Genomic DNA, 17993 nt, shown 5'->3' on the forward strand with positions numbered 1-17993 from the left:
CCTCGCGGGAGAAGGGCTGGGGATGAGGGGGCCGGTAACTGGGTTAACGGAAACAACAGAGGGAGGCCAATGCCTCCCTCTCCATTTGCTGACGTTTTAAATGCCATCAAGAGGCCATCAACCCGCCATCAGATATCCACCTGCGAACCCAGCTCGATAACCCGGTTGGGCGGGATCTCGAACTGATCCGGGGCGCGCAGGGCGTTGCGCTGCAGCAGCATAAAGAGCTTGCCGCGCAGATAGAGATACCAGGGGCGGTCTTTCATGATGAGCGACTCGTGGGCCATAAAGAACGAGGTCTCCATCATCCGGCAGCTCAGCCCCTCGGCGTTGCAGCGGTGGAAGATCTCCTCCACGTTCGGGGTCTCGCGCCAGCCATAGCTTGCCACTACCCGCCAGAAGGTGGGGGAGAGCTGCTCGATGCAGACCCGGCGCACATTGTGGACGTAGGGCACATCCTCCACCCGCAGGGTGAGCAGGATGATCCGCTCGTGCAGCACCTTGTTGTGCTTGAGGTTGTGCAGCAGCGCATGGGGGATCACGTTGACCACCCGCGACATATAGACGGCAGTGCCGGCCACCCGGGTCGGCGGGGATTTCTCCAGCGAGGCGATCATCGGCTCAAGGGAGTTGCCGTGTTCGTTCAGGCGGCGAATAAGCTGGAAACGCTCGCTCTTCCAGCTGGTCATCACGGTGAACATCACCGCGCCCAGAGTGAGCGGCAGCCAGCCGCCGGAGAAGATCTTGGCGAGGTTGGCGGCAAAGAGCGGCACGTCGATACAGAGCAGCGCGGCAAACAGGATGGCCACCAGATACTTGTTCCAGTGCCAGCTGTTCTTGGCCACCGAGCAGGAGAGGATGGAGGTGAGCACCATGGTGCCGGTCACCGCGATGCCGTAGGCCGCCGCCAGATTGCTGGAGTGCTCGAAGCTCATGATGACGATCACCACCGAGATATAGAGCATCCAGTTGATGACCGGAATATAGATCTGGCCGGACTCCTGCTCGGATGTGTGAACGATGCGAATGGGTGAGAGATAACCGAGCCGCACCGCCTGCCGGGTCAGGGAAAAGACCCCGGAGATCACCGCCTGCGAGGCGATCACCGTCGCCATGGTTGCCAGCAGCAGCAGCGGCACCAGCGCCCATTTCGGCGCGAGCAGGAAGAAGGGGTTGGCAATGGCCGCGGGATTGCTTAGCAGCAGCGCCCCCTGACCGAAGTAGTTGAGCACCAAGGAGGGCAACACCACGATAAACCAGGCGAGGCGAATTGGATTCTTGCCAAAGTGGCCCATATCCGCGTAGAGCGCCTCCACCCCTGTGATGGCCAGCACCACGGCACCGAGGGCAAAGAAGGAGGTGGTCTGGTACTGGATAAAGAAACGCACCGCCCAGACGGGGTTGAGCGCCCCCAGCACCTCGGGGTTGTGGATGATGCCGCGCAACCCCAGCACCGCCAGCGTCATAAACCAGATCAGCATGATGGGGGCAAACAGCTTGCCCACCATGGCGGTGCCATGTTTCTGGATGGCAAACAGCAGGGTTAGCACTAGCACCGAGAGGGTGACGATATAGGGGTCGAGGGCGGGGGTGAGAATGCTCAGACCCTCGATGGCTGACATCACCGACATCGCCGGGGTGATCACCACCTCGCCATAGAAGAAGCTGCCGCCAATCAGGCCGAGGATGATCAGCAGCGGTGTCCAGCGGGTGGAGGCGTTGCGGGTCGCCAGCGACATCAGGGTGAGAATGCCACCCTCGCCGGCGTTATCGGCCCGCATCACAAAGGAGAGGTACTTGACCGACACCACCAGGATCAGCAGCCAGAAGATCAGCGAGAGAAAGCCGAGAATGGAGGCCGGCTCGACGCCGAACCCGAATTGACCTGACAGGCACTCGCGCAAGGTATAGAGCGGGCTGGTGCCGATATCGCCATAGACTACGCCAATCGCCGCCAGCATAACGCCGGGAGTGGCTTGTTGTTTATCACAGTTCATGAGTTCATCTTGTCAGTTTGATGTTTACACGTTTGCCAACGCACAGCTGCCCGACCTACCAAGAGAGTCGTGATATTTAATCGGGAGAGAATTAATGGATTGCGATGGGAAAGGGCGCTAACGGAATAGTGATCTGCTTGTCATGAAACACAGTCTTTTCATCTGTCATTAAGCTTATAATGACACACACTCTGCGGGACTATGCTCAGTTATAAATAATCAAAAGTTCAATTTGAGTAAGAGAATTAATTATCCGGCGATTGAAATAGGCCGCGACAATGCAGGCAACTGTTTGTTTTATCTAGCGAAGTGGTTTGGCTAAAATCTTTTTCCAAAACGGATAATAAATAGACGATAAAGTAATCGCTAATTAAATGCTGGCAGGATGGCAAAGGGGAGGTGGTGGGTAGCAATGGAGTCTTTATTTGCTAAAGGAGGAAAAGGTAGGGGGCAATGAACGAAGTGAATTGCACCTCTAATTAAAAATGCAGAGGTGCAATGCGCTGCGCTTATTGCACCCTACAGTAATTATTACTCTCCATGATAGTGCTTCAATAAAAAATAGCGGTCAGGACTATTTTTAACGCCGCTCACTTTACCGACTGTTTTAAATCCCATTTTTTCATAAAATTTGGGAGCCTGAAATGAGAGAGTGTCGACTTGAGCAGCAATACATCCCCGTTTTTTTGCCTCGCGTTCAGCAATCTCCATTAATTTAATGCCAAGCCCCTGTCCTCTCTTGTCATTGTGTACCCAAAGTACTTCGATCAACAGTTGATGATAAATAGTACGTCCGGCAATGCCACCGACAACTTCGTCATTATCATCATGAATGGCAACAATTAAAGGTTGGGAGCGTTCCTCCCCCATTTTATCAAAGTTAAATTGTCTAAGGTTATCAACAAGTACATTGAAAATTTCATCTTTATGTTCATTATGGATTTTGATATTCATCAAATCTTACGCCATTAAAATATAATCGTAGGGTGCAATGAACGAAGTGAATTGCACCAAGTATTAAAAGAGGCAAGGGGTGCAATGCGCTGCGCATATTGCACCCTATTTTATAATCTAAGAAAATTTTACCTTTACAGAGTATGATGTTTCCTGCAGATCTCGCATTGATAAACCTCCAGCTCCATTAGCAGAATAAATGCCAGCTTGTAATTGCATAGATATGTTTTTGTTTGATATATATTTTGAAGCTTCCTTTATCTCTAAGCTAGCACAAGTGCAACCACCTATTTCTCGCGCTGTAATTAATGCATTCCATGAGGGCTCGAAATTTAACCATGCAAACTCACTTCTGTCTATTTTTGATTCACTGTCCCATGGTTTACCCTTTAATAAAAAAGTTCTTGTGTCATTCTCACCATTTTCTTTTTCTATCTTTTTCTCACCAGAAAAAGAGGTGTTACCAATGCCTCCAGCATTAGCGCCAATGTTGATATTTTTTTGATCAACGAAAACTGAATTAACATTTTTCGATATCTCGACTTCAGTAGCTCCTAACTTTACAAGCAGCGTTAGTAATTCGGCTTCTCTTTCTTCAAACAAGATATCATCAAAAACATGCTCGGGTATGTAGAGATCTTTCTTGGATGAGTTTGGGTAACCAGATAAAGGATGAGGTACGTAAGTCCCCCCAACCTTCGGATGTCCAGGAGGGAATTTAAAGCCTTTCTCTAAGGCTTCATTTTTTGTAAGAGAGTGGCGGGAAATATATTCATTTAGTTCGTTTATGCTATCTTGGCTTACTGATTCAGAATCTTCTTTTGATGTAAGTAATTTATATATGGCTGGTATTGCTAATGAGGCACCTGCTAACATACTTACCGGTGTGAAAAATGGGATAGAACCTAATAAACCCAGCGTAGTAAGTGTCGCTCCACTCGCTGCACCGCCTGCAACAGTTGAGGCTATTCCCGATGTTACAGCTGCAGCAGTTGCTGCTTTTTTGTAATTATCTTTTTTTGGGGCGGATAAGTCTTCTCTACCAGCAATGACAAAATTTGGATGATATTGTTTATATGATTTTTCAGAAATTAAAATTAAATCCATTACTTAACTCCATTATCGCTTTATGTGTATGAAATTTCTAATTAATATTTTAACTATGTATTAGATATAGCTGTTAATTTAAAAGTATTTTTTAATAGAGATTAGATAGAATTATGCGCGTAACCTTCCCAGCAATGATTTTCATTTGGCTCATAGTAGCCAGACAGATGAGAAACTGAAGTGGCAGGTGCTGAAAATCAGCTCTGGCTCAATAATTTTATCAATGTGTGGCGTTTTTTTGTTCTGTTCTGTTCTGTTTGGCATTGGTGATGCTGGGCTGAGGCGATAGTAAAACCCAACAACTAGCGGCCTCGGTATCTTTTCTGATGGTGTTGTTTAATACCTTGTTCATCACGCGGGGTAGGGCTGGTCAGCCGGTGTCGAGCTCGTCACTTTTGTCGTGTCGATCACACTTCCCAGCCCGTCGTCACCCTCGTCAGGGGTGGCATTCAGCACGAAAATTTTTCTGATTACTTCTTTATTTTCAGTTGCTTGTAAATTTTTATCGCACCCTTGGCCCGTTTTGGTCTGATAAATGCTTTGTGGGGGGCTGGCCGTCTCTTTGCCTGTCGGCGGGCGGCCCGGTGTAACGAACCATTTAGGATCCCTCTCTATGAACAGCTTCGTGATTGCAGATCCCAGTCTCTGTATTGGGTGTCGTACCTGTGAGGTGGCCTGCGCCGTTTCACACCAGTCAGGGTCTTGCAGCGGGACCCTTGAGCGGGAGGGCGGCCTGCATCTTGCCATCGAGGATGGACATCTGGTCTCCAGGGACAGCTACTTTCAGCCGCGCCTGAAGGTGATCGTGGGCAGCAAGGTGACCACGCCGGTGCTCTGCCGCCAGTGTGAAGACAAGCCGTGCGCCATGGCCTGCCCGAACAATGCCATCGTCAGCGAGGATGGTTGCGTCAAGGTGTTGCAGGAGCGCTGCATCGGCTGCAAGTCCTGCGTGGTGGCCTGTCCTTACGGCGCCATGGCGGTGGTGCTCAAAGAGGTGCCCCCGACTGCCGATTCGCTCTTCAAGCGTCCGCAGACCAAGGCGCAGGCGCTCAAGTGCGATCTCTGCCGTCACCGCGAGGCGGGCCCGGCCTGTGTCGAGGTGTGTCCGACCCAGGCGCTGCGGCTGGTCACGCCGGAGCATCTTGAAAACCTGAACCGGCAGAAACAGCTGGCCAGTGCCGAGGCACTGCTGGCGATGCCGGCGCGGGTGTGAGCGGGCTTGCCGAGCCGTTTTTCGTTAACAAACAAGAGTGTGAGTCATGAAAAAAGTCATTACCGTGTGCCCCTATTGCGGCACCGGTTGCAAAATCAACCTGCTGGTTGAAAACGACAAGGTGGTGGGGGCCGAAGGCGCCAACGGCCGGACCAACGAGGGGCAGCTCTGCCTCAAGGGCTATTACGGTTGGGATTTCTTGAACGACACCAACCTGCTGACCCCCCGTCTCAAGAGCCCGATGATCCGCCGCGAGCGCGGTGGCAAGCTCGAAGCCGTCTCCTGGGACGAAGCGATCGAGTTCGCCAGTAGCCGTCTCTCGGCCATCAAGGCGAAATATGGCCCGGACGCCATCATGACCACCGGCTCTGCCCGTGGCCCTGGCAATGAAGCCAACTATGTGATGCAGAAATTTGCCCGTGCGGTGATTGGGACGAACAACGTCGATCACTGCGCGAGGGTGTGACACGCACCCTCAGTCTCCGGTCTGGAGACAACTGTAGGCAACGGCGCCATGAGCAACGCCATTCCCGAAATTCAAGAGACCAAGTGCCTGCTGGTGTTTGGTTACAACGCTGCTGACTCTCACCCCATCGTCGCTCGCCATATCCTCAAGGCGAAGGCAAACGGGGCCAAGGTGATTGTGTGTGATCCCCGTATGGTGGAGACCGCCCGCATCGCCGATCAGTGGCTGCCGCTCAAAAACGGTTCCAACATGGCGCTGGTTAACGCCTTCGCCAACGTGTTGATTAACGAAGGGCTCTACAACAAGGCATTTGTCGCCAACTACACCGAAGGGTTCGAGACCTTCAAGGCGACGGTGGCCAAGTACACCCCGGAATATGTGGAGGGGATCACTGGCCTCAAAGCCGCCGATATCCGTGCCGCCATTCGCACCTATGCCGAGTCGCCTGCGTCCATGATCCTGTGGGGCATGGGGGTGACCCAGTACGGTCAGGCAGTGGACGTGGTCAAGGGGCTGGCGGGTCTGGCGCTGCTGACCGGCAACTTTGGTCGCCGTGGCACCGGCTGCGGGCCGGTGCGTGGTCAGAACAACGTGCAGGGCACCTGTGACATGGGGATGCTGCCGCACCAGTTCCCGGGTTATCAGTCGGTGGCCGATCCCGAGATCAGCGCCAAGTTCGCCAAGGCGTGGGGCGTGGAGTCGCTCTCCCGGAAACCCGGCTATCGCCTGACGGAGCTTGGCCACAAGGTGGAGGAGGGCAAGTGCAAGGCCTTCTACATCTTCGGTGAAGATCCGGCGCAGACCGAGGCAGATCTCGGTCAGTTCCGCCGCACTCTGGCGGGGATGGAGTTGGTGATCGTGCAGGATATCTTCATGACCCAGACTGCCGAGATGGCCGATGTCATTCTGCCCGCCACCAGTTGGGGCGAGCATGAAGGGGTCTACAGCTCGGCGGATCGCGGCTTCCAGCGCTTCTACAAGGCGGTGACGCCCCCTGAGAACGTGAAACCGGACTGGGCCATCTTCTCGTTGATGGCGACCGCCATGGGTTACCCCATGGAGTACCACAACACCGAAGAGATCTGGGACGAGATGCGTGCGCTCTGCCCACTCTATGCCGGGGTCAGCTACGACAAGATGGCCGATCTCAAGAGCGTGCAGTGGCCTTGCCCGACCGAGGATCACCCGGGCACCAGCACCCTGTTCGAGGGGAATGTGTTCACCACCCCGAGCGGCAAGGGTCAGCTGATTGCCTCCGAGTGGCGGCCGCCGCTGGAGCAGCCCTGTGCCGAGTACCCGCTGGTGCTCTCCACCGTGCGCGAGGTGGGTCACTACTCCTGCCGCTCCATGACCGGCAACTGCTCGGCGCTGCAAACCCTGGCCGATGAGCCGGGCTATGTGCAGATCCACCCGAGCGATGCCAAAAAGCTCGGGGTGAAGGATCAGGCGCTGGTCTGGATCTCGTCGCGCCGTGGCAAGGTGATTACCCGGGCCAACTATAACGACCGGGTCAACGCCGGGGTGGTCTACATGACCTACCAGTGGTGGATCGGGGCCTGCAACGAGCTCACCATCGAGCACGTCGATCCCGTCTCCCACACGCCGGAGTACAAGTACTGCGCGGTGAAGATCGAGCGCATCGACAATCAGCCTGAGGCGGAAGTGTACGTCCAGACTGAATACAGCGCGCTCAAGGCGAAATTGCGCAGCGCAGCCAAAGGCTGATCGCCCTAAAAAAGAGGTTCTGCACAAATAAGGGAACCCGACTCGGATTTATCGAGTCGGGCACCCTTTTATTACCCAAAAAAGGGGAGTAAATGATGCAACATGAAATTGGTCGCTTATTTGGACTTTTCTATATTGGCACCTATCTGGCGGCGATATTGCTGGGAATAGGTTGCTATATTTGGCGCGACGAGATGATATTTCTGCTCGGCTTCGGTTTTTTCGGCTGTTTTATGGCGGCACGGCTTGCCATGAGCAGCGTATTTTCTGCCTTGAGTATTTCCAGTGCCTGGCTGATCGGGTTTATCTCCACCACCTTGATCAACGGCCTGCTGCTGGGGGTGATCACCCTGCTGGTCTACCTCACGCACCAGAGCGTCACCGCCGAGCTTGCCGACAACGCCAGTTGGCTGCTGATGGCCTTCCAGAGCCTGTCGGCCCTCTTTATCTTCGGTGGCCTGAAGTGCTGCCACAGCCGGATCATCACCTCATAAATTGCCGATGGATGGGTTGCAAACCCCATCTTGAAACCCGCAGCCAGCGAAGAGGAGAGGCAGATCTGACAGTTGACGGCGGCCCACTGTTCGGGCGCCTTAATTGAGATCAAGAACTGATGAAATAACCGGTTAAATATGGCCATCAGATATATTAAATCGGATTGTAATGAAATTTGAGCTCATCTATGATGAGTCGCCATTCCAATATATCCCCCGATAACGATGTTACTTTTTGTTGTCGTTCGTTAATAACAACTTTGGAATTGCAACATGCGACAATTTTCGTCACCGCTTTTCTTATTGGCAGCCGCTATTACGGGCTGTGGCTATTTATTTTGGTGACGAGTGCTTGTCGTGATGCGATGGCATGGACAGCCTGACTGGTGACTAAATCGATATAACGTGAGGCCGCAATGCTAAATGTGAGTGCCATCCCCCTGGACGAGATCTCTCCCATCTGGGACGACGGTTTTCTCCTGCTCTCCAAATCCCTCCTGTCGGCCGTGACGCTCGATGATTTTATCCACAAACTCAACAAGATAGATGCCAGCTTCGGCGGCGTGACCCGGGTCAACCTGATCCTCAACATGGGTGCGGACGAGGAGGCCATCTTTTACTTCATGGGACATTCCGGCCCAAAGCATCTGGTCTGCCCCAAGGCAGAGCTGCACCTCTCCCCCCGTCCTACCAAAGAGACCCCGGAACAGGCCATCATTCTCGCTGCCGCCCGCTTTGAGAATCGCTGCCCGGCGCTGGATCGCGAAGGGGTCTACGGGGAGCTGCGCTCCTACTGCCAGCTCCCCATCACCACCGCCCGCAGCCATCTGGGCGGGGTCGAGTTTATCAACACCCAGCTCGACAGCTTCACCATGGAGACCCTCGCCAAGCTGACCCAGCTGGCGGCCATTATCGCCATTGCGCTGGAGAACGTGCTCGACAAGGAGCGCACTCTGGAGCAGGCCAACTCCCTGCGCCTTGAGCGCGACAGCTGCAAAATTCTGGTGGATGTGACCAACGCGGTAATCAAACTGGTGCGCATCGCCGAGCTGCCCAAGAGCCTGTTTACCATCCTGCATCACCACTTCGGCATCAGCAGCTTGTGCCTGGCGGAGTACAACGCCACCTCCGACAGCTTCAAAAGCTATCTGGTCAATCAGCACCAGAGCGATCAGCCGGGCATCATCGATCACTCCTGTTTTGAAAAGAAGTGCCTGCAGGGTGCCCTTGGCCACAGCGAGCCGTTTTTCGTCTATCGCGAACACGGCCACGGCTGCAGCAATCGCTGCCGCTTTACCTCCCAGATCCTGCCGCCCGAGGCTGACAGCTCCTGCATTTTGCCGCTGCGCTATCGGGGCAACCTGCTGGGGGTGCTGATCCTCTCGCATCCCAACGCCGACTTCTTTGCCGATATCGATATCTCCTTGCTGGAACAGGTGGCGGCGCGCACGGCCATTGCCATGAACAACGTGCAGGCGCAGCAGGAGATCTCCAACACCACGGGGGCCCGCGAGAAGACCATTCGCATCAACGAGCCGCAGATGCAGGGGGAGTTCCCCCACATCATCTACCAGAGCGCGGTGATGGAGAGTGTGCTGGAGAAGGTGCGGCTGGTGGCCGAGAGCGACAGCACCGTGCTGATCCTCGGCGAGACCGGCACCGGCAAGGAGCTGATCGCCCAGGCCATTCACGCCCTGAGTGCCCGCCACGACCACGAGATGGTAAAGGTGAACTGCGCCGCTATCCCCACCGGCCTTATCGAAAGCGATCTCTTTGGCCACGAGAAGGGGGCCTTTACCGGTGCCCTGACCCAGCGTATCGGCCGCTTCGAGCGGGCTCACAAGGGGACCCTGTTCCTCGATGAAGTGGGGGATATGCCGCTGGACTTGCAACCCAAACTCTTGCGGGTATTGCAGGAGCACGAGCTGGAGCGGGTGGGCAACAGCAACCCCATCGCAGTGGATGTGCGGCTGGTGGCCGCCACCAACTGCGATCTGCTCTCCATGGTCAAGAACAAGCGTTTCAGAAGCGATCTCTACTACCGCCTCAATGTCTTTCCCATCGAGCTGCCGCCGCTGCGGGAGCGGCGCGAGGATATTCCGCTGCTGGTCAACTTCTTTATCAAGAAGATCGCCAAGCGGATGCGCCGCACCATCACCTCGATCCCCGCCGATGCCATGAAGATGCTGGTGTCGCTGCCCTGGTACGGCAATATCCGCGAGCTGGAGAACGTTATCGAGCGCGCCGTGGTGATGACCCGCGGTCATGTGCTCAACCTCTCGTCCGATGAGCTGATGCCCCTCAAGGGCTACCACAAGATTGAGACTCTGGTGTATGACGAGCCCGCCACGCCGCTCTTTGCCGAGGAGGGGCCGACCGATGAGCGCGAAGCGATCATCGCTGCCCTGCGTGACTGCAACGGCATCGTCGCTGGCGAGCGGGGGGCGGCCAACCGCCTCGGCATGAAGCGCACCACCTTGCTCTCGAAAATGAAGCGGCTCGGCATCTCGGCCAGAGATCCCGAGATCATTGACGGGGTCGCACCATGAGAGAGGCACTGGAGCTTGAGGCGCAGAACGAACTGGCCCGCTGCGCCATCCACCGCGAGGTGGTGCACTACCGCGCCGATACCTTGACCTGCGACAGCGAAATGGCGCTCCCCTCCGAGACGCCGGTGGCGCTGGTCTACAACGGCATCGCCCACAGCGTGATGATGTGCTCGGCCTCCGATCTGGGGGATTTCGCCATCGGGTTTTCGCTATCCGAGGGGATCATCGACAGCCTGCTCGATATCCACGACATCGAGCAGATTGACGGCTGTCAGGGGATTGAGCTGCATATCACCCTGGCCAACCGCTGCGTTTATCGCCTTAAAGAGAAGCGGCGCACGCTGGCGGGCCGTACCGGTTGCGGCATCTGCGGCAGCGAGAGTCTGGAGCAGGTGATCCGCACCCAGCCAAGCTTGCCCGATAGTCAGCGTCTGGCGGTGGGCCATATCGACAAGGTATTGACCGCGCTGCGCCCGCTCCAGCTATTGGGTCAGCGCACCGGCGCTACCCATGCGGCGGTGCATCTGGATGGTGAGGGCAATATTCTCGCCATCCGTGAGGATGTGGGGCGCCATATTGCGCTGGACAAGCTGGTGGGCCATCTGTGCCGCAGCGGTCGGCGCGACGGCGCAATTCTGGTGACCAGCCGCGCCAGCTTCGAGATGGTGCAAAAGTGCGCCAGCGCCGGGGTCGAGATCCTGCTCGCCATTTCGGCCGCCACCGAGCTTGCGGTCGAGCGGGCCGAGCAGACCGGCCTGACGCTGGTGGGCTTTTGCCGCCCCGGGCGGGCCGAGATCTACAGCGGCTGCCAGCGCATTCTGCTCAAGTAATGGCAAGGCCGTGAACCCGTTAAACGGGTCATAAAAACAGGCAATGAAAAAGGGCGGGGAGTGTGACTCCCCGCCCTTGTTGTATCTGCCTCTAGCTCGTGGATTAGCGTGCCAGCAGGATACGCAGCATGCGGCGCAGCGGTTCGGCGGCGCCCCACAGCAGCTGGTCACCCACGGTAAAGGCGGCCAGATACTCCGGGCCCATATTGAGCTTGCGCAGACGACCAACCGGAATGCTGAGGGTGCCGGTAACGGCCGCTGGAGTCAGCTCGCGGGCGGTGATATCGCGATCGTTGGGGATCACTTTTACCCAGTCGTTGTGGGCAGCCAGCAGCGCTTCGATCTCTGCCAGCGGCACATCTTTTTTCAGCTTGATGGTGAAGGCCTGGCTGTGGCAGCGCAGGGCACCGATCCGCACGCACAAACCATCCACCGGAATGACGGCGTTCTCGATACCCAAAATCTTGTTGGTCTCGGCCTGACCCTTCCACTCTTCACGGCTCTGGCCGTTGTCGAGCTTGGTATCGATCCAGGGGATAAGGCCACCGGCCAGCGGTACGCCGAAGTTGTCCACCGGCAGGGTGCCGGAGCGGGTCTTCTCGGTGATCTTGCGCTCGATGTCGAGAATGGCGGAGGCGGGGTCTGCCAGCTCAACTGCCACTTCGTCGCGCAGCATCCCCATCTGGGTAACCAGCTCGCGCATATGGCGGGCACCGCCACCGGAGGCCGCCTGATAGGTCGCCACGCTCACCCACTCCACCAGATCGGCCTTGAACAGGCCGCCGAGGGCCAGCAGCATCAGGCTGACGGTGCAGTTGCCGCCGACAAAGGTCTTGATGCCATCGTTCAGGGCCTGCTCGATGACGTCGCCGTTGACCGGATCCAGAATGATGACGGCGTCTTTCTCCATCCGCAGGGAGGAGGCGGCGTCAATCCAGTAACCTTGCCAGCCGGCGGCTTTCAGACGCGGATAGACATCCTTGGTGTAGTCGCCGCCTTGCGCGGTGATGATGATATCCTGCTTGGCCAGCGCCTCGATATCGAAGGCGTCCTGCAGAGTACCGGCATCGACGCCGAAGTTGGGAGCGGCCTCACCGGCCTGGGAGGTGGTGAAGAATGTGGGTTGAATATGGGCGAAATCCTGCTCTTCCTGCATCCGGCTCATCAGAACCGATCCCACCATGCCACGCCAACCGACCAAACCTACTTTTTTCATATTGTCCTACCCTGGATTGCTGCTAAAGAAACTCGCGATGACACCCGTAACCCCTTGTCTGGCGACGCCTGTTTACAAGCGGTTTACAGGCCATTTAAAAAATATGCGCTGCGAAAAATGCGTCTATCCACATTACGGATTGTGGCGGCTTGCGCAAGTCGAATTGCGCAATATTCTGTGCCGTTTGCTGCATTAACCGGCAGCCAGCGCACCGCTCAGGCAGACGGGGAGAGAGAAGGTCAACATCAGACGAAAAGGCCACCGTTTTTGGCGGTGGCCTGTCAATAAAGCGGTTGAGGACGTCCTCTGCTGTTGTCTGAGGGCGTAGTTGGCGAGTGAAACAGCCCGACCTGTTATGCGCTTAGCCGTAACGGGCCAGGGTCAGCCCCTCATCGCTGATGGCGGGCTCGCTGCCGTTGATAAGATCGCACAACAGCTGACCCGAACCGGCCGCCATGGTCCAGCCCAGGGTGCCGTGGCCGGTATTGAGCCAGAGGCCGGGAATGGGGCTCGGCCCTACCAGTGGGGTGCCATCCGGCGTCATGGGGCGCAGTCCGGTCCAGAACTCGGCCTTGCTGATATCGCCCCCTTCGGGGAAGAGATCCCCCACCACCATCGCTAGGGTGTCGTGACGTCTGGGGTTGAGAGCGAGGTTGTAGCCCGACAGCTCCGCCATGCCGCCGACCCGGATCCGCTCGTCAAAGCGGGTGATGGCCACCTTGTAGGTTTCGTCCAGCACTGTGCTGCGCGGCGCGGCCTCGGCATTGATCATCGGCAGGGTGAGGGAGTAGCCCTTGACCGGATAGACCGGCAGCTCCAGCCCGAGCGGGCGCAGCAGCGGCCGCAAAAAACCGGTGGCATAGCTGCCGAGCGCACAGACGATGGCATCGGCGCGATAGCGCTGCTCGCCCGCCCGCACCGCCACGGCGCGGCCGCGGGCTTGCTCAATCTCGTCGATGTCGCAGTTGAAGACGAACTTGACCCCGAGCTTCTCGGCTTCAAGGGCAAGGGCCTTGGTGAAGCGGAAACAGTCGCCGGTCTCGTCGCCGGGCAGACGCAAGCCTCCGACGATTTTGCCACGCACTCGCGCCAGCGCAGGCTCTGCCGATTCGCAGCCGCTGGCATCGAGGGATTGGTAGGGGACGCCATACTCCTCCAGCACCTCGATATCGCGCTGACTGGCATCGAGCTGGGACTGGCTGCGAAACAGCTGCAGGGTGCCGAGCTGGCGCCCTTCGTAATCGATGTTCAGCTCGTCGCGCAGCAGCTTCATGCAGTCGCGGCTGTATTCGGCCAGACGCACCATGCGCCCCTTGTTGGTGGCATAGGCGGTCGGAGTACAGTTGGCGAGCATTCTGAGCATCCAGCGTAGCTGGAAGGGGTCGGCAGTGGGGCGCACAGTGAAGGGGGCATGCTTTTGCAGCATCCACTTGGCGGCCTTGAGGGGGATGCCGGGGGCCGCCCAGGGGGCCGCATAACCCGGGGATATCTGCCCGGCGTTGGCATGGCTGGTTTCAAGGGCGACGCCACCTTGTCGCTCCAGCAGGGTCACCTTGTGACCCGCTTTGGCCAGATACCAGGCGCTGGTTACCCCAATCACGCCGCCACCGAGAACCACTATCTCCATATCGTCTTTCCTTAGACTCGTTTTTCTGATGTTTGGTTGATGGAAACCTTGATGTGGCCACCACCATAATCAGCCGCCACAGGATATTCAACCGCTCTGCGCAGGATTGGGATCTCCGTCTGCTTGCCTGTCACAAGCTGGTGTTTGGTGCGATGGTGAGCCTGATTGCCAGCGTAAATCGCTGCGCTGTTGTGAGGGGTATGGCCCGCTTACAACTGCTCCAGCTGGATTAGGTACTGCTCTGCCGTGGCCAGAATGGCCTGCTGCTGTTCGGCTGCTTGGCCATCCCAGTTGGCATAGGGGAGGGCGAGGCGAGGGTTGCTGCCAAGTTTGTCCCGATTGCGCCAAAGAAAGTGCCAGTAGAGGCTGTTGAAGGGGCAACTTCCGTCGCCGTGGCGGGCTTTGACCTGATAGTGGCACCCCTTGCAGTAGTGGCCCATCCGCTCGAGATAGGCGCCGCTGCTGGCGTAGGGCTTGCTGCCCATCAGGCCGCCATCGGCAAACTGGCTCATGCCGCGGGTGTTGGGCAGCTCCACCCACTCGATGGCATCCACATAGATACCGAGATACCACTGATCCACCTCATCGGGGTCAATCCCCGCCAGCAGGGCAAAGTTGCCGGTCACCATCAGCCGCTGGATATGGTGGGCGTAACCGTGCTCAAGGGATTGGTTGATGGCGTGGCGCACGCAGGCCATCCTGGTTTCTCCATTCCAGAAGAAGCCGGGCAGTGGCCGGTTGGCCCCGAGAAAATTGGTCTGCTTATAGTCGGGCATCTTCTCCCAGTAGAGGGCGCGGACAAACTCGCGCCAGCCGAGGATCTGGCGGATAAAACCCTCCACCTGCGCCAACGTGATGGTGGCCTGATTGGCCTGCCAGTGGGTCTCGGCGGCGCGGATCACCTCAAGCGGATTAAGCATCTTGCTGTTGAGGGAAAACGACAGACGGCTGTGAAACAGGCTCCAGCCCCGCTCGCTCAGGGCATCCTGATAGCGGCCAAAGTGAGGCAGGCAGTGGGTGAGAAAATGGGCCAGCAGCTCGCGACTCTGGCGCCTTGTGATGGGCCAGGGCAGCCTGCTGGCATCCGCCTCGCCGATGGTGCTGACCCCGTGGCGGGTCAGCATGGCATCAATCTCGATCACCTCGTTGGCAAAGGTGAGGGGCGCCGGGATGGGCTGGCTCGCCGGCAGTTTGGCGCGGTTCTCGTCATCAAAATTCCAGCGCCCGCCAAGGGGTTGGCCGCGCTCATCGAGCAGCACTTGGTATTGCTTTCGCAGGGCGCGGTAGAAGAACTCCATCCGGCTATGGGGGTAGCGCTGCCAGCCATCGCGGGAGGTGAGAAAATGTTCGCTCTCCACCTCGGTAGCTGGGATGACAAGACCCGCCGCCCAGCTTTTCAACTGGCTGGCGAGGCGCCACTCATCCGGGCTCTGCCAGGCAAAGCTGCTGGCCTGATGCGCCGCGATTTGGGCGGCCAGCAGGCTGGGCAAGTCGGGCCAGCGGGCGCTCTCATCGAGGGTCAGGTAACAGACGCGGTGGCCCGCTTGAGTGAGTGCTGCTGCGAAGGCGCGCATGGCGGCAAAGAAGGCCAGCACCTTCTGGCGATGGTGGCGGCAGTAGTCGGTCTCCTGGCGCAGCTCCGCCATCAGGTAGCAGACCGCCGTATCTGGCGTGCGAAACCAGCTGTGACCGGCGTTCAGCTGATCGCCGAGAATCAGGCGCAGCTCCATCAGACTCGCTCCCCCTCAGGTTGCTGGCTGCTGTGACGAGCGTGGCGACAGCGTTCGCTGCAGTAGCGAACCTCCTCCCAACTGCGTGCCCACTTGCGGCGCCAGCTGAAGGGGCGCAGGCAGACGGGGCAGATCTTCTCGGGCAGATAGGGTTTGCGATGCATGATGGCTTACGGCCTTGGTTGATGGGGGATGTGGCGTGTAGGTAGGGAGAATAACGAACCGGGGGCGCGGGCGGATCAACCTCACTGCCAGTTTGCCGCTCAGTTGCGCACTTTGTGAGCGGGCGCACAGCCCGTCGGTGCGCCCCTTGTTTGCCAATTAACCAACCGTTAACGTGGCGAGGCTGCCCGCTGGCAGCACCCATCAATGGATCTTGTTGGCCACCGACTGTCTACAACCAATATGGAGGGGAGTGATGCCAATCATGACAGCTACGCCCCGGGCAGCTTGCCTGCTCGCCCACTGGTATACCCGGGATCCCATTCTCACCTTCGACTTTCCTCACCGCTGATTGGCGGCACCCGCCGTTTGAATTTGTCAGCCGGACGACCCTGATCGCCCCGGCCTCTTTGCCAATCCCGATTTCAAACACACTGGCCCAGCGCCGGTGAGGAGTCTTTTATGCGTCGTATACCCGAGCCGTTTCGTATCAAGATGGTCGAGCCCATCAAACAGACCACTGGCGCTGAGCGTCGCGCCGCCCTCGAGGCCGCTGGCTGGAACCCCTTCCTGCTGCTGGCCGAGGATGTCTATATCGATCTGCTGACTGACAGCGGTACCGGTGCCATGTCCGATCGTCAGTGGGCCGGCATCATGATGGGGGATGAGGCCTATGCGGGCAGCCGCAACTTCGTCGAGCTGGAGCGCACGGTGCGCGAGATTTTTGGCTATCAGCATGTGATGCCCACCCACCAGGGGCGCGGGGCCGAGCAGATCCTCTTCCCCGAGCTGGTCAAGCGCTGCAAGGGCAAGGCGCCGGTCTTCATCTCCAACTACCACTTCGACACCACCAAGGCTCACGTGGAGTTGGCTGGGGCGCGGGCCATCAACCTGCTTACCCCGAAAGCGCTCGACACCACGGCCCCTTACGCCTGGAAGGGGGATTTTGATCTTCCTCGCCTGACCGACACCATCGAGACCCTGGGGGCCGACAACGTGGCCGGCATCATCATCACGGTGACCTGCAACAGCGCTGGTGGCCAGCCGGTCTCCATGGCCAATATGGAGGCGGTCTCAGCGCTGGCCCGTCGCCACCAGATTCCGGTGGTGATCGACGCCGCCCGCTTTGCCGAGAATGCCTGGTTTATCAAGGAGCGGGATCCGGCCTATGCCAAGTGCAGCATCAAGGAGATAGTGCGCCAGATGTTTGCGCTGGGGGACATCTTCACCATGTCGGCCAAGAAGGATGGGCTGGTCAATATCGGCGGACTCTGCTGCTTCAAGGAAGATCTCGACCTGTTTCGCGCGGTGCAGGTGCGCTGCGTGGCAATGGAGGGGTTTGTCACCTATGGCGGCCTTGCGGGGCGGGACATGGCGGCGCTCGCCATCGGCCTGCGCGAGGGGATGGATGAGGAGTATCTCACCTATCGCATCAGTCAGGTGGCCTATCTCGGCGAGCGGCTGGCCGAGGCGGGCATCCCCATCCAGACCCCCACCGGCGGCCATGCGGTCTTTGTCGATGCCAAGAAACTGCTGCCCCATATTCCGGCCGAGCAGTTCCCGGCCCATGCGCTCGCCTGCGAGCTCTATCTGGAAGGGGGCGTGCGCGGGGTAGAGATTGGCTCCCTGCTGCTGGGGCGTGATCCCGCCACCGGCAAGCAGGAGGCGGCGGACTTTGAGCTGCTGCGCCTCACCATTCCGCGCCGGGTCTACACCCGGGATCACATGGACTATGTGGCCGACTGCCTGATCGCGGTGAAAGCGCGGGCCAGCGACATTCGCGGGCTTACCTTTGACTACGAGCCGCCGCTGCTGCGCCACTTCACGGCGCGGCTGAAACCGGTCTGATCAGCAACCGGTTAGGCGGGGTGATCAACCGCGCCAAACCGTGCAGATCACCGGTCGTTCCCGGTTAAACGGCCA

At 57.9% G+C, this 17993-nt stretch carries 13 protein-coding genes; 6 read left to right on the forward strand and 7 right to left on the reverse strand.

What is annotated here, in order from left to right; translation table 11 throughout:
• Nucleotides 1–128 precede the first annotated feature (128 nt).
• The 3 genes from kup to ACB042_RS03450 form a co-directional block, all read right to left on the reverse strand.
• Nucleotides 129–1997, reverse strand: coding sequence for a low affinity potassium transporter Kup (gene kup, locus ACB042_RS03440; protein ID WP_107682899.1), 1869 nt, complete (start codon nt 1995–1997; stop codon nt 129–131).
• Between the two features lie 531 nt (nt 1998–2528).
• A complete protein-coding gene (locus tag ACB042_RS03445; protein WP_371177789.1) occupies nt 2529–2951 on the reverse strand; it encodes a GNAT family N-acetyltransferase in 423 nt (140 codons plus the stop codon).
• A gap of 117 nt (nt 2952–3068) precedes the next feature.
• Nucleotides 3069–4058: a hypothetical protein gene (locus ACB042_RS03450; protein WP_371177790.1), complete on the reverse strand. Its 990-nt coding sequence runs from the start codon at nt 4056–4058 to the stop codon at nt 3069–3071.
• 613 nt (nt 4059–4671) lie between these two features.
• Here ACB042_RS03450 and ACB042_RS03455 point away from each other — a divergent pair.
• The 5 genes from ACB042_RS03455 (at nt 4672) to fdhD (ending at nt 11335) form a co-directional block, all read left to right on the forward strand.
• Entirely contained in the window at nt 4672–5271 is a 600-nt protein-coding gene (locus ACB042_RS03455) for a 4Fe-4S dicluster domain-containing protein (RefSeq protein WP_100653847.1), read from the forward strand.
• A 46-nt stretch (nt 5272–5317) separates the two neighbouring features.
• Nucleotides 5318–7462: a formate dehydrogenase subunit alpha gene (gene fdhF / locus ACB042_RS03460; RefSeq protein WP_371177791.1), complete on the forward strand. Its 2145-nt coding sequence runs from the start codon at nt 5318–5320 to the stop codon at nt 7460–7462.
• A 95-nt stretch (nt 7463–7557) separates the two neighbouring features.
• Complete coding sequence (locus tag ACB042_RS03465) at nt 7558–7956, forward strand: hypothetical protein (RefSeq protein ID WP_005351584.1); 399 nt, start codon at nt 7558–7560, stop codon at nt 7954–7956.
• A 416-nt stretch (nt 7957–8372) separates the two neighbouring features.
• Nucleotides 8373–10505, forward strand: a complete 2133-nt coding sequence (locus ACB042_RS03470) for a sigma 54-interacting transcriptional regulator (protein ID WP_371177792.1) — start codon at nt 8373–8375, stop codon at nt 10503–10505.
• Nucleotides 10502–11335: a formate dehydrogenase accessory sulfurtransferase FdhD gene (fdhD, locus tag ACB042_RS03475; protein WP_371177793.1), complete on the forward strand. Its 834-nt coding sequence runs from the start codon at nt 10502–10504 to the stop codon at nt 11333–11335. Before ACB042_RS03470 ends, fdhD begins: the two co-directional genes overlap by 4 nt.
• Before the next feature lie 103 nt (nt 11336–11438).
• Here fdhD and asd read toward each other — a convergent pair whose 3' ends face one another.
• From asd to ACB042_RS03495, 4 genes are all read right to left on the reverse strand, one after another.
• Entirely contained in the window at nt 11439–12551 is a 1113-nt protein-coding gene (gene asd, locus ACB042_RS03480) for an aspartate-semialdehyde dehydrogenase (protein ID WP_005345266.1), read from the reverse strand.
• 361 nt (nt 12552–12912) lie between these two features.
• A complete protein-coding gene (locus ACB042_RS03485) occupies nt 12913–14208 on the reverse strand; it encodes a D-amino acid dehydrogenase (RefSeq protein WP_371177832.1) in 1296 nt (431 codons plus the stop codon).
• Nucleotides 14209–14387: 179 nt separating this feature from the next.
• Nucleotides 14388–15908, reverse strand: a complete 1521-nt coding sequence (locus ACB042_RS03490) for a cryptochrome/photolyase family protein (RefSeq protein ID WP_371177794.1) — start codon at nt 15906–15908, stop codon at nt 14388–14390.
• Nucleotides 15908–16072, reverse strand: a complete 165-nt coding sequence (locus tag ACB042_RS03495) for a DUF2256 domain-containing protein (protein ID WP_219594198.1) — start codon at nt 16070–16072, stop codon at nt 15908–15910. Before ACB042_RS03495 ends, ACB042_RS03490 begins: the two co-directional genes overlap by 1 nt.
• Nucleotides 16073–16532: 460 nt before the next feature.
• Here ACB042_RS03495 and ACB042_RS03500 point away from each other — a divergent pair, with 460 nt between their 5' ends.
• Entirely contained in the window at nt 16533–17918 is a 1386-nt protein-coding gene (locus ACB042_RS03500) for a tryptophanase (RefSeq protein ID WP_371177795.1), read from the forward strand.
• The last annotated feature ends 75 nt before the right edge of the window (nt 17919–17993 follow it).

This window comes from Aeromonas sp. S13(2024), from assembly GCF_041402405.1.
Lineage (GTDB): Bacteria > Pseudomonadota > Gammaproteobacteria > Enterobacterales > Aeromonadaceae > Aeromonas > Aeromonas veronii.